23 protein-coding genes are annotated in these 24,559 nt (G+C 69.3%); 14 read left to right on the top strand and 9 right to left on the bottom strand.

What is annotated here, in order from left to right:
* The first annotated feature begins 47 nt into the window (after positions 1-47).
* A complete protein-coding gene (locus FJ694_RS37655) occupies positions 48-239 on the top strand; it encodes a YbdD/YjiX family protein (protein ID WP_375140255.1) in 192 nt (63 codons plus the stop codon).
* A gap of 316 nt (positions 240-555) precedes the next feature.
* On the opposite strand, the gene FJ694_RS25220 is transcribed toward FJ694_RS37655, so the two are convergent.
* Positions 556-2,469: a propionate--CoA ligase gene (locus tag FJ694_RS25220; RefSeq protein WP_157270081.1), complete on the bottom strand. Its 1,914-nt coding sequence runs from the start codon at positions 2,467-2,469 to the stop codon at positions 556-558.
* 112 nt (positions 2,470-2,581) lie between these two features.
* A complete protein-coding gene (locus FJ694_RS25215) occupies positions 2,582-3,562 on the bottom strand; it encodes an MDR family oxidoreductase (protein ID WP_157270080.1) in 981 nt (326 codons plus the stop codon).
* A gap of 187 nt (positions 3,563-3,749) precedes the next feature.
* Between FJ694_RS25215 and FJ694_RS25210 the strand changes: the two genes are divergently transcribed.
* The 11 genes from FJ694_RS25210 to FJ694_RS25160 all read left to right on the top strand — a co-directional run bounded on the left by FJ694_RS25210 (position 3,750) and on the right by FJ694_RS25160 (position 12,629).
* Positions 3,750-4,331 carry a C40 family peptidase gene (locus tag FJ694_RS25210; RefSeq protein WP_375140254.1) on the top strand — a complete coding sequence of 194 codons (582 nt, stop codon included), beginning with the start codon at positions 3,750-3,752 and terminating at the stop codon, positions 4,329-4,331.
* 122 nt (positions 4,332-4,453) lie between these two features.
* Positions 4,454-5,578, top strand: a complete 1,125-nt coding sequence (gene moaA / locus FJ694_RS25205; RefSeq protein WP_157270079.1) for a GTP 3',8-cyclase MoaA — start codon at positions 4,454-4,456, stop codon at positions 5,576-5,578.
* Positions 5,579-5,585: 7 nt separating this feature from the next.
* Complete coding sequence (locus FJ694_RS25200; RefSeq protein WP_157270078.1) at positions 5,586-5,885, top strand: hypothetical protein; 300 nt, start codon at positions 5,586-5,588, stop codon at positions 5,883-5,885.
* The gene (gene mobA / locus FJ694_RS25195) at positions 5,882-6,475 is read left to right on the top strand and encodes a molybdenum cofactor guanylyltransferase MobA (RefSeq protein WP_157270077.1); all 594 of its coding nucleotides are present in this window, start codon (positions 5,882-5,884) and stop codon (positions 6,473-6,475) included. Before FJ694_RS25200 ends, mobA begins: the two co-directional genes overlap by 4 nt.
* A gap of 178 nt (positions 6,476-6,653) precedes the next feature.
* Positions 6,654-7,937, top strand: coding sequence for a molybdopterin molybdotransferase MoeA (moeA, locus tag FJ694_RS25190; RefSeq protein WP_157270076.1), 1,284 nt, complete (start codon positions 6,654-6,656; stop codon positions 7,935-7,937).
* Entirely contained in the window at positions 7,885-8,271 is a 387-nt protein-coding gene (locus tag FJ694_RS25185; protein WP_157270075.1) for a hypothetical protein, read from the top strand. Before moeA ends, FJ694_RS25185 begins: the two co-directional genes overlap by 53 nt.
* Before the next feature lie 106 nt (positions 8,272-8,377).
* Positions 8,378-8,932, top strand: a complete 555-nt coding sequence (locus FJ694_RS25180; protein WP_157270074.1) for a hypothetical protein — start codon at positions 8,378-8,380, stop codon at positions 8,930-8,932.
* Positions 8,933-10,396: 1,464 nt separating this feature from the next.
* Positions 10,397-10,801 (top strand): RDD family protein, encoded by a 405-nt coding sequence (locus FJ694_RS25175; RefSeq protein ID WP_157270073.1) that lies wholly within the window; start codon positions 10,397-10,399, stop codon positions 10,799-10,801.
* Positions 10,802-10,873: 72 nt separating this feature from the next.
* The gene (locus tag FJ694_RS25170) at positions 10,874-11,458 is read left to right on the top strand and encodes a DUF1877 family protein (RefSeq protein WP_157270072.1); all 585 of its coding nucleotides are present in this window, start codon (positions 10,874-10,876) and stop codon (positions 11,456-11,458) included.
* On the top strand, positions 11,458-12,012 hold the full coding sequence (locus FJ694_RS25165) for a hypothetical protein (protein WP_157270071.1): 555 nt from the start codon (positions 11,458-11,460) through the stop codon (positions 12,010-12,012). The genes FJ694_RS25170 and FJ694_RS25165 overlap by 1 nt, the downstream gene beginning before the upstream one ends.
* Before the next feature lie 218 nt (positions 12,013-12,230).
* Positions 12,231-12,629, top strand: a complete 399-nt coding sequence (locus FJ694_RS25160; RefSeq protein ID WP_157270070.1) for a hypothetical protein — start codon at positions 12,231-12,233, stop codon at positions 12,627-12,629.
* Positions 12,630-12,632: 3 nt separating this feature from the next.
* Here the strand turns inward: FJ694_RS25160 and FJ694_RS25155 are convergent, their stop codons facing one another.
* The 3 genes from FJ694_RS25155 to FJ694_RS25145 all read right to left on the bottom strand — a co-directional run bounded on the left by FJ694_RS25155 (position 12,633) and on the right by FJ694_RS25145 (position 15,491).
* Positions 12,633-14,069: a pyridoxal phosphate-dependent decarboxylase family protein gene (locus FJ694_RS25155; RefSeq protein ID WP_157270069.1), complete on the bottom strand. Its 1,437-nt coding sequence runs from the start codon at positions 14,067-14,069 to the stop codon at positions 12,633-12,635.
* 98 nt (positions 14,070-14,167) lie between these two features.
* Positions 14,168-14,596, bottom strand: a complete 429-nt coding sequence (rnhA, locus tag FJ694_RS25150; RefSeq protein ID WP_198320985.1) for a ribonuclease HI — start codon at positions 14,594-14,596, stop codon at positions 14,168-14,170.
* Between the two features lie 73 nt (positions 14,597-14,669).
* Positions 14,670-15,491, bottom strand: a complete 822-nt coding sequence (locus FJ694_RS25145; RefSeq protein ID WP_375140253.1) for a class I SAM-dependent methyltransferase — start codon at positions 15,489-15,491, stop codon at positions 14,670-14,672.
* Between the two features lie 61 nt (positions 15,492-15,552).
* On the opposite strand from FJ694_RS25145, the gene gloB reads away from it, so the two are divergent.
* Positions 15,553-16,329, top strand: a complete 777-nt coding sequence (gloB, locus tag FJ694_RS25140) for a hydroxyacylglutathione hydrolase (protein WP_157270068.1) — start codon at positions 15,553-15,555, stop codon at positions 16,327-16,329.
* Positions 16,326-18,029 (top strand): transglycosylase SLT domain-containing protein, encoded by a 1,704-nt coding sequence (locus tag FJ694_RS25135; protein ID WP_157270067.1) that lies wholly within the window; start codon positions 16,326-16,328, stop codon positions 18,027-18,029. Before gloB ends, FJ694_RS25135 begins: the two co-directional genes overlap by 4 nt.
* Before the next feature lie 46 nt (positions 18,030-18,075).
* Here FJ694_RS25135 and FJ694_RS25130 read toward each other — a convergent pair whose 3' ends face one another.
* The 4 genes from FJ694_RS25130 to FJ694_RS25115 form a co-directional block, all read right to left on the bottom strand.
* Entirely contained in the window at positions 18,076-19,278 is a 1,203-nt protein-coding gene (locus tag FJ694_RS25130; protein WP_157270066.1) for a GGDEF domain-containing protein, read from the bottom strand.
* A gap of 60 nt (positions 19,279-19,338) precedes the next feature.
* Positions 19,339-20,673, bottom strand: coding sequence for a TolC family protein (locus FJ694_RS25125; RefSeq protein WP_198320984.1), 1,335 nt, complete (start codon positions 20,671-20,673; stop codon positions 19,339-19,341).
* Positions 20,674-20,881: 208 nt separating this feature from the next.
* Positions 20,882-22,186, bottom strand: coding sequence for an HlyD family type I secretion periplasmic adaptor subunit (locus FJ694_RS25120; RefSeq protein WP_157270064.1), 1,305 nt, complete (start codon positions 22,184-22,186; stop codon positions 20,882-20,884).
* Complete coding sequence (locus tag FJ694_RS25115) at positions 22,183-24,414, bottom strand: type I secretion system permease/ATPase (protein ID WP_157270063.1); 2,232 nt, start codon at positions 24,412-24,414, stop codon at positions 22,183-22,185. Before FJ694_RS25115 ends, FJ694_RS25120 begins: the two co-directional genes overlap by 4 nt.
* Positions 24,415-24,559: the final 145 nt, after the last annotated feature.

The following is a 24,559-nucleotide window of genomic DNA, read 5'->3' as shown; positions in this document are numbered from 1 at the left end:
CGGCTGATGTCGCCGCGGGGTCCGTTGCGGGCGCGACGGACTCCGCCCTGGCCCGCCTGGGCCAGGCCGGGCGCTACTTCGCCCAGGGGCTGCGCCTGATGGTGGGCCTGCCCGACTACGGCGGCTACCTGGAACACATGCAGCGCACCCACCCCGACCAGGAGCCGATGAGCTACGAGGCCTTCTTCCGCGAGCGCCAGCAGGCGCGGTACGGGGGGCGGGCGGGGAAGTGTTGTTGAGCCCAACCTGCGCTTGCCATTGAAGTGCTCCGTTCGCCCTGAGGTATCGAAGGGTGAACGGCCCGCACGGTGTGCGGGCATTCGAGCCTGTCGGATTCGGCCTTCGATACCTCAGTCCGAACGGTTCATGGAGCCTCCAGTTCCTGGCCTCCATACCAGCCTGACGGCCTCGCCCTTCGATACCTCAGGGCGAACGGGTGATGTCACAAGCAAATTGAAGATGGAGTGGCATGCGCCACAGAGAAAAAGGGCCGCTCACGCGGCCCTTCCCCCTCCTCCCGGCGCTTCTTGTCGTGCCTTGGGATTCGCCTGTGACTTACTTGATGGTCACCAGGTCGCTGATCTGCTTGAGCGCGGCCGGGTCGTCCATCGTGGTCAGGTCGCCCGGGTCGCGCTGCTCGCACACGGCCTGGATGGCGCGGCGCAGCAGCTTGCCGGAGCGGGTCTTGGGCAGCACGCTGACGAAGCGCACGCGGGCCGGGCGCGCCACGGCGCCGAGCTGCGCGTCCACCGTCTTCAGGATCTCGCCTTCGAGCTGCTTCAGCCGCTCCTCGTCGCCCAGCGCCGAGCCGTCGCGCAGCACCGCGAAAGCCATGGCGACCTGGCCCTTGAGCTGGTCGGCCACGCCCACCACCGCCACCTCGGCCACGGCCGGGTGGCTGCAGATGCTCTCCTCGATCTCGCGCGTGCCCAGGCGGTGGCCGGCGACGTTGATCACGTCGTCGGTGCGGCCCAGGATGAAGTAGTAGCCGTCCTTGTCGCGGATGCCCCAGTCGAAGGTGCTGTAGAGCCAGCGCTCGGGCTTGCCGTCGAGCGCCGGCACCTTCTGCCAGTAGGTCTTGACGAAGCGGTCGTCGTCGCCCCACACCGTCTGCAGGCAGCCCGGGGGCAGCGGGCCTTCCACCACCACCACGCCCTTCTGGTCGCCGCCCTGCAGCTCCTCGCCGGTCTGCTGGTCGATGAGCTTGACGTCGTAGCCGTAGGTCGCGAAGCCGGGGCTGCCGAAGCGGCTGTCCTGCTTCTCCACGCCGTTGGCGATGGACAGGATCGGCCAGCCGGTCTCGGTCTGCCAGTAGTTGTCGATGATCGGGCAACCCAGGCCGTCGCTGATCCAGCGCGCGGTGGGCTCGTCCAGCGGCTCGCCGGCCAGGAACAGCGCGCGCAGCGAGGACAGGTCGTACTTCTTCAGCAGCGCCGGGTCATGCTTCTTGAGCACGCGGATCGCCGTCGGGGCGCTGAACATGACGGTGGCCTTGTACTTCTCGACCAGGCTCCACCACACGCCCGCGTCCGGCGTGGTCGGCAGGCCTTCGTACAGGATCGTCGTCATGCCGCCGATCAGCGGGCCATAGACGATGTAGCTGTGGCCCACCACCCAGCCGATGTCGCTGGTGCACAGGAAGGTCTCGCCCGGCTTGCCCATGAAGATGTGCGGAATGCTCGCCGCCAGCGCCACGGTGTAGCCGCCGGTGTCGCGCTGCACGCCCTTGGGCTTGCCGGTGGTGCCGCTGGTGTAGAGCGTGTAGCTCGGGTGCGTGGCATCGACCCAGGTCACGGGCACCTGCGCGTCGATGAACTGCTCGCGCAGCGTGGCGTAGTCCACGTCGCGCCCCTCGGTGCGCTCCATGGGCGCCAGGCCCCGGTCCACCAGCAGCACCTTGGCCGGCTTGTGGCTGGACAGGCGCAGCGCCTCGTCGAGCAGCGGCTTGTAGGGGATGACCTTGCCGCCGCGCGAGCCGCCATCGGCGCTGACCACCACCGTCGGGCTGGAGTCCTCGATCCGGCTGGCCAGGCTGTGGCTGGCGAAGCCGCCGAACACCACCGAGTGGATCGCGCCCAGCCGTACCGCGGCCAGCATCGCGAACACCGCCTCGGGAATCATCGGCATGTACAGCAGCACCCGGTCGCCCTTCTTGACGCCCAGCTCCTGCAGCACCGCGGCCATGCGCTGCACCTCGGACTGCAGCTCGCGGAAGGTGTAGGCCTGCTCCTTGTCCACCTCGGTGGAGACCCACACCAGCGCGTTCTGGTCACCGCGCTCGGCCACGTGGCGGTCCACCGCGTTGTGGCACAGGTTGGTCTCGCCACCCGGGAACCAGCGCACGAAGGGCGCGCGGCTGTAGTCGCAGACCTGCTCGAAGGGCTTGTTCCACTCGATCAGCTTCGCCTGCTCGGCCCAGAAGTCCTCGCGCTGCTCGATCGAGCGCTTGTGAAAGTCCGCGTAGCTCATGCCATGCCTCCTGCTTGGGGTTCAGAGATTCGTCGAATTAATAATTCAAAATTGGACCTGGGAAGTCTTGCTTGGGGCTGTCTTCCCGGTCAGTTCCTGGCGACTGTTTTCCTCAATCGTCGATGCGCACCACGATGCGGCCGCGCACCTTCCCGTCCATCAGCGCACGCGCCCCTTCCTCGGCGCGCGACAGCGGCAACTCCTCGGTGAGGCGGTCCAGCAGCGCGGTGTCCAGGGCCGTGAACACGCGCTGCCAGGCTGCCTCGCGCAGCGGCCGCGCCGGCCACACGCTGTTGATGCCCGCCAGCGTCACGTTGCGCAGGATGAAGGGCATCACCGTGCCGGGCAGGTCGCCGCCCTGCGCCAGTCCACAGGCTGCCACCACGCCGTCGCGTTTCGTTTGAGCCAGCGCATTGACCAGCGTGTGGCTGCCCAGCGCGTCCACCACGCCGTCCCAGCGCTCGCGCTGCAGCGGCTTCCCCGGGGCCGCCAGCGTGGCGCGGTCGATGATTTCCGAGGCGCCCAGCTCGCGCAGGTAACCCGACTCGTCCGGCTTGCCGGTGGCGGCCACCACGCGATGGCCGGCACGCGCCAGCAGCGCGATGGCGATGCTGCCCACGCCGCCGGTGGCACCCGTGACCAGCACCTCGCCGCCGGGCTGCAGCCCGTGGCGCTCCAGCGCCAGCACCGCCAGCGCCGCGGTGAAGCCGGCCGTGCCCACGGCCATGGCCTGCCGGGCCGTGAATCCTTCGGGCAGCTTCACCACGCCCGCGGCCGGCACGGCGGCCTGCTGCGCGAGGCAGCCCCAGGTCAGCTCGCCCACGTCGGCGCCGGTGGTGAGCACGCGGTCGCCGGGCTGGAAGTCGGGATGGCGGCTTTGCAGCACGGTGCCCGCGCCGTCGATGCCCGGCACCATCGGGAAGCTGCGCACCACGGGCGCCCGGTTGGTGATGGCCAGCCCGTCCTTGAAATTGAGCGTGGACCACTCCACGCCGATGAGCACCTGCCCGTCGGCCGGCTGCAGCGGCGGCAACTCGCGCAGGCCGGCTTCGAAAGCGCCGTCGTCCTTTCGCAGGTACAGGGCCTTGAACATCGAGGATTTGTCTCCGGGTGCCGGGGTGGCCGGGTGGGTACTGGCGGCCTGCTGGATGCGGCCGCTCTGTCGTGACAGCGGATTGCAAGCCGATGCCCTGACTGCTGGCTGACGCTGCACCACATGACGGAACGCGCTGTCATGAATCAAAAAGTCAAGCCCTCTTTACGTGGTAGGCTCCGCGCCCGTGAAGTCCCTACTCCCGTCCCTGCTGCTGTCCTGTTGTCTTCTCACCACAGTCGGTGCGCAGGCCGCGCCGCCGACGCCGTCCTCGGCCGCCTCGGCGCCGATGAGTGACGGGGTGACGCAACTGCTCATCGAACGCGGCCTGCTGCCCGCCGGTGCGGCGCCTCTCGTGCAGAACATGCGCGACAGGGCCTCGGACCTGGTGCTGTCGGCGATGAACTTCCTGGGCGTGCCCTACCGCCGCGGCGGCAATTCCGAGGAAGAAGGTTTTGATTGCAGCGGCTTCACGCGCCACGTATTCGAGAACAGCCTGGGCCTGGTGCTGCCGCGCCGCGCCGACGAGCAGGCCAAGGCCGACGGGCTGCAGAAGGTGGCGCGCGACGAGCTGAAGCCGGGCGACCTGGTGTTCTTCAACACCCTGCGCCGCACCTTCTCGCACGTGGGCATCTACGTGGGCGACGGCAAGTTCATCCACGCCCCGCGCACCGGCCAGGTCGTGCGCGTGGAGAGCATGCAGGACAGCTACTGGGCGCGCCGCTTCACCGGCGCGCGCCGCGTGCCCGGCACCGGCGACGGCACGTAACTGCTGCGCGCCTCGGGCGTGAACGCGAACGCCGCGCAGTAAGGCCGCGGCAGCCGCTTTCCGGCAGTACAAAAGGCAACCTGCTTCAAGGCCGGCCTTAGGGGGGACGGCACAATCGGGGGATGGCCGAAAGAGCGATTCCCATTGCCGACCTGCGCTATGCCGCGGCGACGCCGCGCATCCCCGAGCAGCTCACGCCGCCGAGCGGGCTGCTGTCCGACCGACTCGGCCGCCCGCTGCATGACTTGCGCATCTCCGTCACGGACCGCTGCAACTTCCGCTGCAGCTACTGCATGCCCAAGGAGATCTTCACCAACGACTACGGCTTCCTGCCGCAGTCGTCGCTGTTGAGCTTCGAGGAGATCACGCGGCTGGCGCGCATCTTCGTGGCGCACGGCGTGCACAAGCTGCGCCTCACGGGCGGCGAGCCGCTGCTGCGCAAGAACCTCGAGAAGCTCATCGAGATGCTCTCCGGGCTGCGCACCCCGGACGGGCAGCCGCTGGACCTCACCCTGACCACCAACGCCACGCTGCTGGCGCGCAAGGCGCAGGCGCTCAAGGACGCGGGCCTGAAGCGCGTCACCGTCAGCCTGGACGCGCTCGACGACGCCGTGTTCCGCCGCATGAACGACGTCGATTTCCCGGTTGCGGACGTGCTGGCCGGCATCGAGGAGGCGCGCCGCGTGGGCCTGGGCCCGATCAAGGTCAACATGGTCGTCAAGCGCGGCACCAACGACCAGGAAATCGTGCCCATGGCGCGCTGGTTCCGGGAGCACTACGACGGCCAGGTGATCCTGCGCTTCATCGAGTTCATGGACGTGGGTGCCTCCAACGGCTGGCGCATGGACGACGTGCTGCCCTCGGCCGAGGTGCGCCGGCGCATCGATGCGGCGTTCCCGCTGGAGCCGCTGGAGCCCAACGCCACCGGCGAGACGGCCGAGCGCTGGCGCTACCGCGACGGCGCCGGCGAGATCGGCCTGATCTCCAGCGTGACGCAGGCCTTCTGCGGCGACTGCAACCGCGCGCGGCTGTCCACCGAGGGGCGGCTCTACCTGTGCCTGTTTGCCTCGCAGGGGCAGGACCTGCGCGCGCTGCTGCGCGGCGGCGCCACGGACGAGCAGATCGCCGGCGCCGTCGGCCTGATCTGGCAGGAGCGCGACGACCGCTACTCCGAGCTGCGCGGCGCGATGAAGGCCGACGAGGGCAGCGGGCGGCGCCGCGTCGAGATGCACTACATCGGAGGCTGAGCCGCCCATGGCCCTGATCCCGTTCACTGGCTCGTGCCGGCGCCTGCTGGCGCTCACGGGCCTGGTCACGCTGGTGCTGCCCGTCATCGCGGGCGAGTTCGCCAAGCAATTCTTCCAACCCGGGCTGTCCGACGACCCGATGCGTCAGTCGCTGCTGATCGACTACATCGTCATCGGCGCCCTCGTCTTCGGCCTGACCATGATGCTCACCGTGGGCCTGGGCTGCTGGATGCGCGGCGTGATGCAGGGCCCCGCGCGCCGGGCCGACGACTACCCCATGCCGCCCGAGGACCCGCGCGCACCATGATCGACACTGAAGACATCACCGGACTGATCCTTGCCGGCGGCCGCGGCAGCCGCATGGGCGGCGTCGACAAGGGCTTGCAGAACCTCAATGGCATGCCGATGGCGCTGCACGCGCTGCTGCGGCTGCAGCCGCAGGTGGGCGCCACGCTGATCAACGCCAACCGCAACCTCGCGGCCTATGAATCCTTCGGCGTGCCGGTGTGGCCCGACGGCCTGCCCGACTTCCCCGGCCCGCTGGGCGGCTTCCTCGCCGGGCTGGAGCACTGCGAGACCGGCTGGCTGATCACGGTGCCCTGCGACACGCCCAACTTCCCGGCCGACCTGGTGCGCCGCCTGGCCGACGCGGCCGACGCCGCCGGTGCCGACATCGCCATGCCCGTGACCGAGGAAGACGGCCGCCCGCAGGTGCAGCCGGTGTTCTGCCTGATGCGCTCCAGCCTGCTGGAGAGCCTGGTGCGCTACACCAGCGAGGGCGGCCGCAAGATCGACCGCTGGGCCGACCAGCACCGGCGCGTGGACGTGCCCTTCGACGACGCCGCCGCCTTCTTCAACGCCAACACCCTGGAAGACCTGCGGCGGCTCGAACCCTGAGTCTCTTTCCGTTCGACCGGAGTCCCTTTCCCGTTCGTCCTGAGGTATCGAAGGATGAAAGGCCTCGGTCGAGCGGCAGCCTTTCCCGTTCGTCCTGAGGTATCGAAGGATGAACGGCCCCAGCCGAGCGGCAAGCCGAAGCTGACCAGCTCACCGGCATAAAGACCGAAGCACTGACATGACCGACACCACCCTCGACCAGATCGCCTCCTGCCTCAGCGGCTACGACCCCAACGCCCTGCCGGTGGCGCAGGCGCAGGAATTCATCCGCCGCATGGTGCCGCGGGTGCAGGCGGTGGAAAGCCTGGCGATCCGCAGTGCCCTGGGCCGGGTGCTGGCGCGCGACGTGATCTCTCCCATCGACGTGCCGGCGCACGACAACTCGGCCATGGACGGCTTCGCCTTCCGCAGCGCCGACCTGTCCAGTGACACCGACACCGTGCTCGCCATTGCCGGCACCGGCTACGCCGGGCAGCAGTTCGAGGGCGAAGTGCCTGCCGGCCAGTGCGTGCGCATCATGACCGGCGCCGTGATGCCGGCCGGGCTCGACACGGTGGTGCCGCAAGAGTTCACCAAGTCCGTTGACGGCAAGGTGGTCGTCCCCGCCGGCGTGGTGCGCGCCGGCGACAACCGCCGCCTGGCGGGCGAAGACCTGTCCAAGGGCGCCCCCGCCCTGCGCGCCGGCCGCGTCTTGCGCCCGGCCGACCTGGGCCTGCTGGCCTCGCTGGGCCAGGCCGAGGTGCCGGTGCGCCGGCGCCTGCGCGTGGCCTTCTTCTCGACCGGGGATGAACTGCGTTCCATCGGCGAGCCGCTGGACGCCGGCTGCGTGTACGACAGCAACCGCTACACGATCTGGGGCATGTTGCAGCGCCTGGGCGTGGAGGCGATCGACATGGGCGTGGTGCGCGACGACCCCGCCGCGCTGGAAACCGCCTTCCGCGAGGCGGCGGCCTGCGCCGACGCCGTGATCACCTCCGGCGGTGTGAGCGTGGGCGAGGCGGACCACACCAAGGCGGTGATGCGCTCGCTGGGCGAAGTGCTGTTCTGGAAGATCGCGATGCGCCCGGGGCGGCCGATGGCGATCGGGCGCATCGGCGAGCCGGGGCGGCAGGCGGTTCTTTTCGGGCTGCCGGGGAATCCAGTGGCGGTGATGGTCACCTTTTACGCCTTCGTGCGCGAGGCGCTGCTGGCGATGTCGGGGGCGGATGCGGCTCCCCTGCCCTTGATCCGCGCCGCCAGCGCGACGGCGATCCGCAAGAAGGCGGGGCGGACCGAATACCAGCGCGGGATCGTGGAGCGCGGGGCCGATGGGAACTGGTCGGTGCGGATCACAGGGAGCCAGGGCTCGGGCGTTTTGCGGTCGATGAGCGAGGCGAATGGGCTCATCGTGCTGGGGCATGAGCAGGGGAATGTCGCTGCTGGGGAACTGGTGGATGTGGTGCCGTTTGAGGGGTTGGTTTAAAGCCTTTCCCCTTACTTACTACACCGCTGACCTAATGAAGCCGCCTGAGGGCGGCTTTTTTTTGCCTGTTCAAAACGATCTACTTAACTGCTATGGCGTGACATATTTCACACACACTTTGAATTACCGTCAGAGCAGGCGTAATAACATGCATCTACAACGACACAAGCGGGGCGATGGCGCTGCTTATCTACAGCGGCAACTTCACTTTATCTCCCAGGAAAATTTAAAAGGCCATCTAAAAGCGCTGAACATCACCAATATTCACCGCAGCCCGATCGCATCAAGCAGACCTTGGCTCGCGATTGAGACTGCTGCTAGAAGAGCTGATTGACTACAGAACCCCTCACACCTGACGCAACGTGAACCTCTAGCAGCACAAAGCAAGACCCAACCATGGAACAATCGCCGCCCCTGAACCAAATCAACTCAACAAATACATGCGCCATAGAAAAGCCAACAGAAAGTTTTTTAAATCCTCAGCAACAAATAACAGCAACACCTCAACCTATTCATCACCAAAGGCAAAATTCAAATATTCACTAATTGCGGCTATAATTTTCGTTGCCACCGGCATCCTTGCGGCGATAACCTGGACACCTTCCGGCCCAAATACCACCGAATCCGTTAAAAAGAACATAAGAACTGAGCAACCCCTTGAAAAAGCTTTCGATATAAAATTCAATATGAATCAGACCGAAGTAGAAAAAATAATGGGTCGCCCAGCAAAGAAAGAGATTACCACCGAATTCGAAGAATGGCATTATTGCAGAACAGGAGAAAAAATTGATGAGTTTATAGCCATACGCTTTAAGAAACAAAGAGTCACTTCAATGGAAAACTACATTGTCTCTTCATCTCACGTCTCTGACCTTACCGGGGACTGCATGCTATTCATTAAATGGGGCACCTATGGCGAATCAAGACCCAATAAGATCTTTCCACCCGGCACACTTCGACCAAATAATAGAGCAGCATCGGCACCTATTTCCTAAATTAAACTTCCATGAAAGACTTATACACTGTTCTTGCCTTCTATTTCTACTTTTGCACCCAACACAGGCCCACTTATCATTAACAAACAGCAAGACCTACTCGAAACCTTGACGGCTAACGAAACAAATCAGCAACTATTATGCACAACTGCCTTAATTTCCTATTAGACGCCAATTGCTGCAATGCCAGACAAAAGAACGAGGCATTAAATCAACTTGAAAACTTCGAGAATCCAAAAGAATAAAGCTTTATTACACCGATTCTTCACACACAGAAGCCCGACACAGCAACTCCAGACGAGCAGAAAAAACAGATCAGTTCAGTTGGATAGAGATTAACGAATCAGGCCACAACCTAGAAACATATCAGACAATTGAAAGAATACTTTGCCCCGAAGGAGTTAAAAATGAAAATCAGCACAACGATGTACTTGCAGTCTATTACGCCGAAAGAATGCATTGGCCACTTATAACGATGGACGGCAAATCCAAGACACAACCGCTCGGAATACTAGGAAATGCTATTCGCCTTTTACAAATTGGAATAGTTGTCATCAGCCCAGAGGAAGCCCTCGGACGAGCATACAAACATCTTGATTTATTTAAAAATATTTAGCAAGTGCTGGCGCCTAGAGTTCCCTCTCCAGAATACTGACCGAATCTATAGAACACCGGTATCCCGCCAGTCATATTGCATCGCACCCTGAGCCGTCATTCCGGCGAAAGCCGGAATCCACGCGTACTGCTGCGCTGACATGGCTGACGCAGGCACGTGCACATACTGACCAGAGAAGCATTGCAGCATTCGTGGATTCCGGCTTTCGCCGGAATGACGAAGCGGCGGGCGGGACGCCTTGGCTGTCGGGATGCCAGTGTCTTCAATTTCTTTCCAGACAGGCGTGCACACACGCAAGCATGAAGGAATCTTCTGCCGTGCTGTGGCTTTGTCGCACGTAGACTAAACTATCCCTTGAAAAATCAGATAGCTGGGAATCTGCTGCCGCCGACCTCGACACCAGAAGACGCCGCCTCTGAAAATCCGCCGTCCTGACGGACGGCTAAACCTGGATGCCCGCGTACGCGGGCATGACGAGGTTTTTCTTCGCGAATGAGAAATAACAAAAAAGTGTCAGCCAATCACTGACACGCCACGCCCACTATTTTATCCTTCCCGCACAGGCGGGGATCCAGGCGGTCCCCAGGCCGCCGGAAGCTGGTCAATCGGATAACCAAGGTTTAAGGCACGGCAGGCGCTGCGAAACGGCTATCGGCAGCTTGTGGACCGCCTGGATTCCCGCCTTCGCGGGAATGACGACATGGGGTGCGGACCGCCCGTGCCAACGGGCTGCCGGCAGTCTGGCATTTTCCCTAGACAAAATGAACCAGGCACCGTCAGCCCTCCGCAAGCCCTCCTTGCACAATGAGAGCTGGCGCCTAAATACCCGGCGCAAAGGAATTTGATCCATGTCAGCCGCCTATTCCACCCTGCCCCCATCCCAACCCCTGGCCAGCATCGGCGAGCGTTTCACCGTCCAGTTCATCGACGCCCTGGCCGGCATGGCCGTCGCGGTGGTGACTTATATGCTGGTGAAAATGCTGCGCCTCGCCGAGGAATGGCTGATCGTCACCTGGGCCGCCTATCTCCTGTTTTGCGACGGCCTGCCCGGGGGACGCAGCTTGGACAAGCGGGTGACTCACAGCGCCGTCGTCCACGTCGATACCGGCGAGCCCTGCGGTTACTGGCGCTCGGTGGTGCGCAACCTGCCACTGATGGTGCTGGGCGTGTTTGACGCGGTATTCATCGTGGGCAGCCGCCGGCGCCGGCTGGGGGATTATCTGGCGGGGACGCGGGTCGTTCGGCTGCCGTAAATTGGATCGGCCGCATTGCGGCCTGGTTTAATCGCTACAATGCCCGGCTCGACATGATTTCCTTGAACGAGCATGGGCATTTTCTGCGCCGCCTTCGCCGTCTCCGACCGCACCATTGAAACCTTGCTCCAGGACCCGCTGCTGGTTTGGCAAGTGGTCGAGCACGAGGATTACGACACTTATCTGCAGGCCGTCCAGGAAGCCAACCGGCAACCTATTTTCAGGCGCCTGCTGGGCAAAGTGCCGCCGCCTGTGCGGCCGAGGCGGCTCGATTTCACCGGGCACGAATTGAAGGCCCTGGACCTCGACAAATCCTGGGACGGCCTGGACCGCACCTTGCGCACACTATGGCGCGACCAACCCAGCTTCTTCGAAAGCGGCCGTGAGATCGGCAAACTGGAAGTCGGGCTCGGCCCGGCGCTATTTCACTCGAGCGCGGCGATGGGCGCATTCGCACTGACCATTGGCACCGTGTCGGAGCAGCAATTTCTTTCGGCATTCGAGCGGACGGATTTGAGCCAGGCTTATCTCGACCGGTTCTGGGAACGGCGGGACAACGATGTCGTGGAATACATCACCGAGCATTTCTCGGCCCTGCAGGAATTCGTGAGGCACGCGGCGGCGCATTCGCTGGGGGCAGTCATGCAGTTTGGCTGATGCCCCGGCGCGCCATGCGCCCCGCCCAGCCCTTGCCGGCCATGCCGATGCGCTTGCCGGCCACCCACGCCGGGACTAACATGGCTTTTCCGTCATTTGCCGGGGCTGAAGACATGAATAAGGGCACCCTGTTTTCCACGCTAATGTGGACCGCCGGTTTGCTGGTTTCTCCACTGGCCCACGCCCAGGATTCGCCCCGCACCCCGCTCCCGCCCGACCACCCGCTGCTCGGCACCTGGCGCATCGACCTGCCCGACCTGAAGTGTTTCGAGGAGTATGAATTGCGCGCCGACGGCACCAAGCGCTCGGTGTCGGGCGAGGAGCGCAACGAATTCGAGTTCACGGTCTCGCCCACACCCAGCGACAAGGGTTTCTACAGGTGGACCGAAAAGGTGGTCAAAACCAACGGCCAGCCCGACTGCTCCGGCAACCGGGGCGAGGTCGGCCAAGCGGTGTCCGGCTTCATCAAGCTGCATCCGGGTCAGGACAAATTCCTGCTTTGCACCGGCGAGGATTTCAAGCGCTGCTTCGCGGAGTTCTACAGGAAGCGGTGATCCGGGCCCTGCGCCCGGTAGGAGCCTCCCCCTTCAGGGCCTGGGCCGGGCCCAGAAACCGACTACCCCGGTCGTGACAAATCTCCCGTGCAGCAGCACGGCGGCGCGGGCACTCTGACGTCCATCGCCACTCGGGACGGAGGCTCCATGCACACGACGATTCCCTGGGTTGCCGCCGGCCCGGCTGGCGCCGGCCACGGCCTGGAAAGGCGCTGACCATGGTGGCGCTCATCGCGGGCCTGTCCCTGGTGCTGTTCGGGCTGTTCTACGTGCTCGTCTTTCCCGTGGCCACGATGGCCTGCATGGCCTGGGCCACGGCGGGACGGATTTCGTTCCACATGGCCGCCCTGCGCTGCGCGCTGCTCATCCCCGGGTTGCTGATGGTTTTCACGCCCGTGCACGTCGAGCCCATCGGCCTGGTGTCCTGGTGGCTGCTGCACCTCGAAGGAGTTTTCGGGCCGCATCCGCTGGTGATGAAAAACCACGAGGTGGTCTATCCCGACACCATCGTGGCGAGCCTGGCGGTTTGCGCGACCGTCGCCAGCCTGGTGCTGTATTACCGGGGATTCATGCGCGTCAGCCCGAAGGATGCCGATTCGCCCCCGGCACGGCACTGAGTTTCAGCCGCCCGGCCGCACCGCCCGCCACGCACTCGATATCGCCTCCGCGCTGCGCCGGATGTCGTCCGCGTCGGTTGAAAAGCCGATCACCGACAGCCGCATTACCCAGCGCCCCTGCCAGCGCGTGCCGCCGGCGAAGCACACGCCGTCGCGCTGCACCCGCTCGATGACGGCGGCGGCCAGCGCGTCGGCCTCTTCGCCGCCACGGCCGGCGCCAGCCTCGTCCCCGAACCTCACCAGCACCTGGTTCAGCACCACGTCGTTGAGCACGGTCACGCCGCGCTCGCGCGCGAGCAGTTCGGCCAGCTGCCGCGCCAGCGCGCAATGGCGCTCGACCATCGCCGCCACGCCGTCCGTGCCCAGGTGGCGCAGCAGCGCCCAGGCCGCGAAGCCGCGCGCGCGGCGCGAGAGCTCGGGCACGTAGTGCGTCGGGTCGCGCTCGTGCGCCGCCGCGGCGGGCAGGTAGCTCGCGGCGGCCGTCATGGCGCGGCGGTGCGCCTCGGCATCGCGCACGATGGCGAAGCCCGAGTCGTAGGGCAGCTGCAGCCACTTGTGGCCGTCGGTGGCCCAGGAGTCGGCCCGCTCCACGCCCGCGGCCAGCGCGGCCTTCGACGGGCAGGCGCGCGCCCACAGGCCGAAGGCGCCGTCCACGTGCACCCAGGCGCCGCGCTCGTGCGCGCGCGGGATCAGCCGCGTGAAGTCGTCGAAGGCGCCGGTGTGCAGGTGCCCGGCCTGCAGGATGGCCAGCACCGGGCCGTCGGCCTCGGCCAGGGCACGCTCGAAGTCGCCGTTGTCGATGCCGCCGTCGGCGCGTGCCCTGACGCGCCGCACGCGGCGCTGGCCCAGGCCCAGGAACTGCAGCGCCGCATAGACGGTGGCGTGCCCCTCCTCGCCGATCAGCACCGTGACGGGCGGCGCGCCGAAGAGGCCGTCGGCCTCCACGTCCCAGCCCACGCGCGCCAGCAGCGCGCTGCGCGCGGCGGCCAGGCCGATGAAGTTGGCCATGGTCGCGCCGCTGGCGAAGCCGACCGAGCAGTCGCCGGGCAGGCCCAGCAGCTGCAGCAGCCAGCGCGCGGCCACCGCCTCGCTCGCGGCCGCGGCCGGCGCGCCCAGCAGGTTGGCGCCGTTCTGGCCCCAGGCGGAGGTGAGCCAGTCCGCCGCCACGCCCACCGGGTGCGAGCCGCCCGTGACCCAGCCGAAGAAGCGCCCGCCGGCCGTGGCGTGCAGGCCCGGGGCGGCATGGGCCTCCAGCTGGCGGATCACGTCCTGGGCCGCCAGCCCTTGCGCGGGCAGCGGGCCGGTGTCCCAGCGCGCGAGCTGCGCGGCGTAGTCCTCGGCGGCGCATTGCGGGCCGCCGTGCAGCTCGCGGCGGTAGCGCAAGGCCGATTCGGCGGCCTGCTGCAGCGCGGGGGCGAGGGATTCGTCGAAGCGGCTCATGGAAAGCTCCTGAACATCGCCGGCCGGCGCGGCGCCTCGGGGCTCGTGGATTCCGGCTTTCGCCGGAATGACGGGGCTATTGCTTGGGGCTGACGCCGTCAGCGCATCACTTCCGCCGTGCCGCGGTTGGCGAGCTGGTCAGCCTTCTCGTTGCCCGGGTCGCCGGCGTGGCCCTTGACCCAGTGCCAGCGCACGTCGTGGCGCTGCGCCAGCTCGTCCAGGCGCTGCCACAGCTCCACGTTCTTCACCGGCTTCTTGTCGGCCGTGGTCCAGCCGCGCTTCTTCCAGCCGTGGATCCAGGTGGTGATGCCGTTGCGCACGTACTCGCTGTCGGTGTGCACGTCCACGCTGCAGCGCTTCTTCAGGATGGAGAGCGCCTCGATCACCGCCGTGAGCTCCATGCGGTTGTTGGTGGTCTGGCGCTCGCCTCCCCACAGCTCCTTCTCGTGCGCGCCGCTGCGCAGCCACGCGCCCCAGCCGCCGGGGCCGGGGTTGCCCTTGCAGGCGCCGTCCGTGTAGATCACCACCGCCGCCGGCGCCGACGCCACCGCGGCCTCGCCGCCGGATGCGCCTTCGCGGCCCACGGCCGCCACCTTCGATTCACTCAACGTCCAGTCCTTCCTTGTTCGTCACCACGGCCGGCGCCTTGCCGGCCTTGACCTGGGCCCGCTTCGCCAGCCCCACCAGCCGCATGCCGCGCACGCGCTTGACGGCCACCACCATGTACGCCGCGCCGAAGACGGGCCACCAGCGGTCGCCGCGGTCCTCCATCCACTCGAAGCGGCTGAGCCAGCGGTAGCGCCGCAGCGGCGGCACGAAGCAGCCGAAGCGTCCGGCCTCCACCTCGAAGCTCAGCAGCCGCAGCCAGTCGCGCAGCCGCCAGTAGCCCAGCATCTCGCCCGCCTCCGGCAGGAACAGCGGCGCGCGCGAGCCCAGCCGCCGCCGCCAGCCGCCCACGCGCTGGCGCAATCCCCACAGGCTCAGCGGGTTGAATCCGATCACCACCACCCGCCCCTCCGGCACCAGCACGCGCTCGACCTCGCGCAGCGCGCGGTGCGGGTCGGCGGCCAGCTCCAGCGTGTGCGGCAGCACCACGAGGTCGAGGCTGGCGCTGGCAAAGGGCAGCGCGTCGGCGTCGCAGTGCAGCGTCACGCCCAGGCGCCGCGTGCGCTCGCCGTCCTCGCCCGGGTCCTCGTCGCTGGCGCGCCAGCGGTGCGGCATGCGGTTCATGCGCAGTCCGTCGAGCTCGGGCAGCCCCAATTGCAGGGCATGGAAACCGAAGAGATCGGCCACCGCCTGGTCCATGCATTGCTGCTCCCAGGTCAGCAGGTAGCGACCCGGCGGCGTGGCCAGCCAGCGCCGCAGGGCTTCGTGCTGCGACTGCGCGCGCGATGCCAAAGGGTTCACTGGCAGGCCGTCCATGACGCATGTCTGCGCTGGCACAGGGTTTTCACGTGGGGAGCCTTCCTATAATCCGCCCGCCATGACGCTGACCGCATTGCCCGCCTTCACCGACAACTACATCTGGATGCTGCACGACGGCGTTCGGGCGCTGGTGGTCGATCCGGGCGAAGCCGCGCCGGTGGAGCAGGCGCTGCAGTCGCAGGGGCTGCGACTGGCGGGCATTCTAGTGACCCACCATCACGGCGATCACGTCGGGGGCGTGGACGCGCTGCGCCCGCTCCTGGCCGACGGCCCCGTCTTCGGCCCGGCGCGCGAGCGCATCCCGCAGCCGTACCGGCCGCTGGGCGGCGGCGACACCGCCACGCTGCTGGGGCTGGAGTTCCAGGTCATCGACGTGCCCGGCCATACCGCCGGGCACATTGCCTATTACCTGCCCGCGGGCGCGCACGGCGCGCCGATCCTGTTCTGCGGCGACACGCTGTTCTCCGCCGGCTGCGGCCGGCTGTTCGAGGGCACGCCGGCGCAGATGCGGGCCTCGCTGGCGGCGCTGGCCGCCCTGCCCGACGATACGCGCGTGTGCTGCGCCCACGAGTACACGCTGTCCAACCTGCGTTTTGCCGCCGCCGTGGAGCCGCACAACCCCGCCATCGCGCAGCACCGCGCGTGGTGCGAGACCCAACGTGCCCACGGCGGCATCACCCTGCCCTCCAGCCTCGCGCTGGAGCGGCAGATCAACCCCTTCCTGCGCACGTCGCAGCCGGACGTCGTCCGTGCCGCGCAGCAGCGCAGCAGCGGGGCGCACGGCGACGTCGAGGTGCTGGCGACGCTGCGTGAATGGAAGAACGGATTCCAATGACCAACGCCCTGACCCACTTCGTGCCGCCGTTCTGGCGTTCGCTGCTGTCCCTGGCCGCCGCCGCGGCGCTCACCGCCTGCGCCACCGCGCCGCAGTCCGCCGGCCCGGTCACGGCCGCCGACGTGGCCGCCGCCCCGCCGATCCAGCCCCGCACGGCCCCCGACGTGGTCGTCACGCCCGCCGCCCCGGCCGTGGCGACCACGCCGGTGGCCGCGCCGGTGGACCCGCTGCGCCCCGATGAGCGCGTGGACCTCAACGCCGGCAATGCCCGCATCGACCTGTGGTCGCGCGTGCGCAGCGGCTTCTCCGTGCCCGACCTCGACAACGACCTGGTGCGCCGCGCCGAGACCTGGTACTCGAGCCGCCCGGACTACGTGCAGCGCATGACCGAGCGCGGCGGGCGTTACCTCTATCACATCGTCGAGGAGGTGCAGCGCCGCGGCCTGCCCACGGAGCTGGCGCTGCTGCCCTTCGTCGAGAGCGCCTTCAACCCGCAGGCGCTGTCCACGGCCAAGGCCTCGGGCATGTGGCAGTTCATGCCCGCCACCGGCCGCGACTTCGAGCTGCGCCAGAACATCTTCCGCGACGACCGCCGCGACGTGCTGGCCTCCACCCGCGCCGCGCTGGACTACCTCACGCGGCTGCACGGCATGTTCGGCGACTGGCACCTGGCGCTGGCGGCCTACAACTGGGGCGAGGGCAACGTGCAGCGCGCCATCACGCGCAACGCCAGGGCCGGGCTGCCCACGGACTACGAGAGCCTGCGCATGCCCGACGAGACGCGCTACTACATTCCGAAGCTGCAGGCGGTGAAGAACATCGTGCTGCGCCCGGAGGACTTCGCGCTGTCGCTGCCGGCACTGGAAAACCACCCGTACTTCCTGGGCGTGCCCATCGAGCGCGACATCGACGTGGCCATGGCCGCCAAGCTCGCGGGCCTCACGCTGGAGGAGTTCAAGCAGCTCAACCCGCAGATGAACCAGCCGGTGATCCTGGCCGCGGGCACGCCGCAGGTGCTGCTGCCCTACGACAACGCCAGCATCTTCGTGAACAACCTGGCGCGCCACCGCGGCCCGCTGGCGAGCTGGACCGCCTGGGTCGCGCCGCGCACGATGCGCCCGGCCGACGTGGCCAAGGAACTCGACATCGACGAGTCCACGCTGCGCGACGCCAACCGCATCCCGCTGCGCATGCTGGTCAAGGCCGGCTCCACGCTGATCGTGCCGCGCAGCCAGCAGGCCAGCGCCAACGTGGCCGAGCACATCGCCCACAACGCCGCCATCGCGCTGGCGCCGGACGTGCCGCCGCTGCAGCGCGTGGTGCTGCGCGCCGCCCGCAAGGGAGAAACCGTGGCTTCCGTGGCGCGCCGCACCCGCACCACCACCGCGCAGCTCGCGGCCTGGAACAAGGTGTCGCCGGGCGGCCGCTTCGCGCCGGGCGCCAGCGTCGTGCTGTGGCTGCCGGCCAAGGCCGCTCAGGTGGCGGCGGCCTCGACGGCGCCCGAGCCCGAGCCGGTGGCCAAGACGCGTGGCGCCAAGGCGGTGGCCTCGCGCAGCGCAGCGCGCCCGGCCACCACGCGCAGCGCCGCCGCACGGCCCGCCAAGCCGCAGCGCACCGCCGCCGCGCCGCAGGGCGCCGCCGGCCGCAGCGCCGGCAACCTGCGCGTGGCCGAAGCGCGCGAGGGCACGTCGCGGCGCTGAGCCGCTTCCAGGCGCCGCGCCGGCGGCGCCGCGCCCCGCCCCGCGTTCACGACGCCAGCGCCTGCGTCTCTCCCATCGCCTGGTTGCGCCCGGCCCGCTTGGCCGCGTAGAGCGCGGCATCGGCGCGGGCAATGACGCCGGCCACCGACTGGGCGCCGTGCCCCGGGTGGGTGGCATAGCCGGCCGACAGCGTGAAGGTCGCCAGCTCGCCGCCGGGCAGCCGCACCACCTGCGTACCGCCCTCCTCGACCACGCGCCGCGCGAAGGCCGCCGCCTCGGCGGCGTCGCAGCCGTGCAGCAGCACGCAGAACTCCTCGCCGCCCCAGCGGCAGACGAAGTCCGCCAGGCGCGCGCTGCCGGCGATCAGCCGCCCGGCATGCACCAGCACCGCGTCGCCGCCGCCATGGCCGTAGGCGTCGTTGATGGCCTTGAAGTGGTCGATGTCGATCATCACCACGGCATAGGGCGCCCGGGCCGCGCCCTTCTCGGCATCGATCCGCGCGGCCAGCTGCATCAATGCGGCGCGGTTGTGAAGGCCGGTGAGGCCATCGCGGCGCGCGTCGTCTTCGACCTCGCGCAACTGGTGCTCGTGCACCATGCACAGGAAACTGATCGAGCAGGCCACGATCAGCACGGTGCCCGGCACCAGCGTGAACAGCTGCGCCAGCGAAACGGCGCCCGGATGCAGCTGCGCTTCGCTGCCGAGCAGGCCCAGCACCGCCCGCGCGCCGAAGGCCACCGAGAGCATCCCGTAGCACAGCAGCGCCGCCAGCATCGATGGAGAGCGGCGCCGCCCGCCCGCGGCGCGCAGCAGCAGCCAGGTGGTCATGCCCAGGATGGCCGAGAAGCCTACCGAGATGGTGACGAAGGCGACCTGGCGCGGCAGTCCCAGCCCCTGCGCCGCCAGCACGCCGCCGATGCCCACGGCGCACCACGCCAGGCTCCAGCCGCGCTGCGGCGGCGCATCGAGCAGCCGGGCATGCGCCTCGTGCCCCCAATACGCCACGCCGAAGATCAGCATGTTGGCCAGCAGGAAGGTCAGCACGAGCGGCGCATGGCCGCGCAGGAAGAACAGCAGGAAGGCGGCGCCGGCGGCCGCCATGGCACGGCTCCAGGCCGCCAGCGCGCCGCGGTGCCGAGGCAGCGTGCGGGCCAGCCGCAGGAACAGTGCCGCCATCAGCAGCCCGAGCGCGCCCAGCGAGAACAGCAGCGTGAGCGGGTCCAGCGCGGGCCCCGGAATGGCATTCAATCGATATCTCCTGACAGCAGGGCCGGGAGCGGCATCCGGCGTCGAGTCCTCACCAGCCGCTCAGTCTTCCTGTGACGCCAGCTGCAGCGCCTGCAGCAGCGAGCCTTCCAGCGCCAGCCGGTGCAACTGCGCCGTGCGCAGCTGGTGTGCCATGTCGGCACGGCGCTGTTGCGCATTGAAGCGGGCGTCGTGCAACTGCAGTAATTGCGCCAGCGTGCGCCGGCCGGCGTCGAACTGCAGCGCCGCGGCGCGCAGCAGCGCGTCGTAGCGCTGCACCTGGTCGTCGAGCTGCGCCAGCGCGCGCCGCGACGCGGCCTCGCGCGGACCCAGCGCCACCAGGTCGGCCTGCACGCCGCGCAGCGTGCGCTCGGCCTCGGCCTCGGCGGCCTCGGCGCGGCGCTGCGTCTCGCGCCGGCGCGATGGCAGCTCGCCGCCCAGCGGCAGCTCCCAGCGCGCCACGAGCTGCCAGCCGTTCTGTTGCTCCGTGGTCAGCGCCGGGCTGGTGCGGTCGCTCAGGCGCTGGCGGTATTCCAGGTCCACGCGCGGCGCCAGCACCGAGGCCACCGGCCGCACCCGCTCGCGCGCGGCCTGCGCGCGCAGCTGCGCCGCCGACACCACGCCGGGCTGCGCGGCGGCCAGGTCGGGCGGCACGGCGGCGTCGGCCCCGCCGGTGCCGGCCGCGAAGTCCTGCGCCAGCGGCTGCAGCGGCCCGACCGGCTCGCCCGCCAGCACCGCGAGCCGGCGCTGCGCGCCCTCGCGGTCGAGCAGCAGCTGCTCGTGGGCGATCTGCGCGTCCAGCAGCGACACCTGCGCCTGCTGCGCGTCGGCGTCCGAGGCCTTGCCCAGCTCGGCCTGGCGCTGCACCTGGCGCACCAGGCGCTGCACGTCGTCCAGGCGCTGCAGCGCGCGCGGCAGCAGGCCGTCCAGGCGCTGCAGCTCGGCCGCGGCGGTGGCGATGCGCTCGGCCGCTTCCTCGCGCGCGCGGCGCAGCTCCTGCACCGCGGCGGCCGTGTCGCGCCCGGCGCCGGCGAGCTCCGCGGCGTCGTCGCCGTAGTTGTAGAGGTTCCAGCGCAGCCCGGCCTCGGCGCGATCGGTGTGGCGCTCCAGCATCCGGCCGAGCTCGACGGCGCGCTCCCCGCCGCGGGTGGCGCTGGCCACCAGCGACGGGCCCAGCCGCGAGCGCGCCTGGCGCTCGCGCTCGCGCGCGATCTCCAGCTGCGCCAGGGCCGTCTGCACCTGCGGGTCGCGCGGCAGGGCACGGGCCAGCAGCGCGGGGAGCGGCTCGCCGGCGGTTGCCGGCTCAACGGCAAGGCCCCGCGACTCGGCACTCCAGGCCGGCGCGGCCAGGGCGGCCAGCACGACCAGCCACGCTGGCCGAAGAAGAAATGCCGTCATTCCGGCGAAAGCCGGAATCCACGAACGCCGCGATGCCTCGCCGGCCAGCGCAGGCACGTGCCAACGCCGGCCATTCCACCGCAACGGTGCGCGTGGATTCCGGCTTTCGCCGGAATGACGGATCGGGGTGCGAAACGTCGTGGCTGACGGGATGCCGGAAACGCGAATCTCTGCGGAGCTTGAGGGTGTGAGGAAACGGCTTGCCATCTCACCGCTCCTGCAACGCGCCCTGGATGCCGCGCAGCACCGGCTTCATCAGGTACTGCAGCACGCTGCGCTGGCCGGTGAGCACGCCGGCGTCCACGGGCATGCCCGGCGACACCGGCAGCGGCTTGCCGTGCAGCCGGATCTGGTCGCGCGCGGCGCCGAGCTGCACCTCGAAGTACGCCTCGCCCTTGTCGTCCACCACGGCGTCGGCGCCCACGCGCACGACGCGCGCCTTCATCTGGCCGTAGGTGGCGGTGTCATAGGCCAGCACGCGCACGTCGGCCTCCTGGCCTTCGCGGATGAAGCCGATGTCCGCCGGCTTCACGCGCAGCGCCATCAGCAGCTGCGCCTCGTCGGGCACGATCTCCACGATCGGCTTGCCCGGCGCGGCCACGCCGCCCAGCGTGGGCACCAGCACGCGGTTGACGACGCCGTCCATGGGCGCATGCACCTCGCGCCGCGACAGCCGGTCCTCGTGGCCGCCCTGCACCGCGCCCAGCGCCGCGGCCTTGCTCTCGAACTCGCTCCGCTGCTGGCCCCACTGCGCGCGGGTGCGCGACTCGACCTCGGCGGCCTGCGACTGCGCCTCCGTCACCTGCGCGCGCAGCCGCGGCAGCGACTGCTGCAGCCCGTCGAGCTCGGCCTGCTGCGCCAGCAGGCGCTGCTGCGCCGCCAGGAAGTCGGCGCGCGCGCCCGCGCCCTCGCGCCAGAGCCGCTCCTCGATCTGGAACGCCTCCTGCGCCACTTTCAGCGTGCCCTGCAGCGCGTCGATGCGCGCCTGCGCCTCGGTCAGCTCGCCACGGCGGCGCTGGATGCCCTCGCGCGCCGCGGCCAGCGCCGCGCGCTGCTCGGCCAGCGCGTCGCGCCAGAGCTGGGTCTCCTTGTCGATCAGATCGGGCGCCTCCTGGCGCCAGGCCTCCTCGAAGCGCGGCGCCGTGCCCGCCAGCAGCGCGTCGGCGCGCGCCCGGCCGGCCAGGGCCGCCAGGCGCTGCTGCCGGTTCTCGCCCAGGCTGGCCTGCGCCTGCGCCGTGTCCAGCCGCGCCAGCAGCTCGCCCTTGCGCACGCGCTGGCCCGGCTGCACGAGCATCTCCTGCACCAGGCCGCCGTCGAGGCTGGCGACTTCCTGCAGCCGGCTCGGCGGCACCACGCTGCCGCGCGCCTGCACCGCCACGTCGAGCTGCGCCAGCGCGGCCCAGCCCAGCGCCACCACCACGAACAGCAGCATCACGCCCACCATCGCCGCCACCGTGCGGCGCGCGCCCTGGTCCGGGTCGTGCGGCAGGCTGCGCATCTCGATCGCGCTCATGCCGGCGCTCCCGCGGTTTCCGTGGCGGTTGCAGCCGCAACCGTGGCCGGCGCGGCGGCGGGGCTGTCGGCGCCCCTGCCCGCACCGCCGCGCGCCGCCGCCACCGGCGGCTGCGACAGCGTCTTGAGCACCTCGTCGCGCGGGCCGTCGGCCACGACGCGGCCGCGCTCCATCACCACGAGGCGGTCCACCAGCGCCAGCATCGCCATGCGGTGCGTGACCAGCACGATGGTGGTGTCGGGCAGCGCGCGCAGCCGGTGGATGAGCTTCTGCTCCGAGGCCGGGTCGGCCATCGAGCTGGGCTCGTCGAGCAGCAGCAGCCGCGGGCGGTGCAGCAGCGCGCGCGCCACGGCCACGGCCTGGCGCTGGCCGCCGGAGAGCCGCTCGCCGCGCTCGCCCACGGGCGTGCCCACGCCTTCGGGCAGCTGCGCCACGATCTCGTCCAGGCCCGAGGCGCGCAGCGCCGCCAGCAGCGCCGCGTCGTCGCCCTGCACGCGGCCGAGCTCCACGTTCTCGCGCAGCGTGCCGTGGAACAGCGTCACGTCCTGCGGCACGTAGCCGACCTGGCGGCGCAGCGACAGCGGGTCGAGCTGCGTCACCACCAGGTCGTCCACCAGCACGCTGCCCGACGCCGGCGCGTACTGGTTGAGGATGAGTTTCAAGAGCGTGCTCTTGCCCGAGCCCAGGCGGCCGATGACGCCCACGCGCTCCCCGGCGCGAATGCGCAGGCTGAGCTTGTCCACCACCTGCGGCTGCCCCGGATAGGCGAAGCTGACCTCGCGGAACTCGACCGCGCCGGACAGCGGCGGCGCTTCCAGGCTGGCGCCGGCGCCGTCGGTGGGCGCATCCATGATCTTGTTGAGCGCGGCGTAGCTCAGCCGCGTCTGCTCCCAGCGCAGCACCAGCGCGGCGATCTGGCTGGCCGGCGCCAGCGCGCGGCCGGCGAGCATGCCCACGGCGATGATCTGGCCCATGGACATCGCCTGCTCGGAAGCCAGCCACGCGCCGATGCCCACCACCGCCACGCCGGCCAGCGACTGCACCGTGGCACTGAGGTAGTTCACGCGCGCGGTGATCTCGCGCGTCTGCAGGCTGTTGTGGGCGATGGCCTGCGTCAGCGCCTCCCACTTGCGCCGCGCCCAGGCCTCGGCGCCCAGCGCCTTGACGGTGTCCAGCGCGTGCATGGTCTCGAACAGGTGCGCCGTGCGCTGGCTGGACTCCTGCATCGACTCGCCCACCTTGCGCTCCAGCGGCCGCCGCGCGGCCCAGGCGATGCCCAGCAGCAGCGGAATGCACAGCAGCGGCACGGCCACCAGCGGCCCGCCCACCAGCGCGATCACGCCCAGGTACAGCAGCATGAACGGCAGGTCGCCCAGCACGGTGAGCGTGCCGGTGGCGAAGAAGTCGCGCACCGCCTCGAAGTCGCGCACGGTGTTGGCCAGCACGCCGCCGGAGGCCGGGCGCGCGTCGGCGCGCAGGCGCAGCGCCTGCGCGTAGACCTGGCTGGAGAGCGCGACGTCGATGCGCCGCGCCGCCGACTCCAGCAGGTGGCTGCGCAGCAGCTTCATCACGAACTCGAAGCCCGCCAGCAGCAGCGCCGCGGAGGTCAGCACGCCCAGGCTGCCCAGCGCGCCGTGCGGGATGACGCGGTCGTACACCGCCATCGAATAGAACGGCAGCAGCGCGCCGAAGACGTTCAGCGCCAGCGTGCCCAGCAGCGCCCAGCCGAACATCCAGCGGTTGCGGTTGAAGGTGTCCCAGAACCAGCGCCCGGGCTGCGGCAGCGTGTAGAGCAGGCTGCGCTGGTCGAAGTGCAGCAGCGGGCGCACGGCGGTCCAGCGCGCCGCGCCCCACTCGCGCGCGAGCGTGGCGGCGTCCATCACGCGGCTGCCCTCGACGCCGGGCAGGTGCGCCTCGAAGCCGCCGTCCTCGCGCAGCGCCAGCACCACCAGCGCGCGCTCGCCGTCGAGCAGCAGCGCGGGCAGTTCGGTGGCGCGCGGCGGCGCGCGGCGCGTGTCCAGCGCCGTGCCGGCCAGGCCGGCCTGGCGCAGCAGCGTGGCCAGCGCCTCGGCCGGGTCGGCCGCGCCGCCGGCAAGCACCAGCGCCTGGCGCAGCCGCTCCAGCGCCACCGGCGTGCCGAAGAAGCGCGCCAGGAACACCACGGCTTCGTGCAGCGGCACGCCGTCTTGGGCGCCGGCCACGGGCGGCTGCGCGAGGGACTCGTTCATGGAATGGAGCCGCCGGCGCGAACGGCCGGCGGCGGGTTGAGGATTGCTGGCGGAATTGGACTACCGGCCGGCCTGCGGGAGATGCACGCCGGCCGGTAAGTTCACGGTTCGGCCAAGGTTCGCCAGCAGGCGGCGGCGGGGACGC

The organism is Azohydromonas aeria, from assembly GCF_009760915.1.
Lineage (GTDB): Bacteria > Pseudomonadota > Gammaproteobacteria > Burkholderiales > Burkholderiaceae_C > Azohydromonas > Azohydromonas aeria.
Note: the sequence above shows the minus strand (reverse complement) of the source record. Positions and strands in the feature narration are given on the sequence as shown.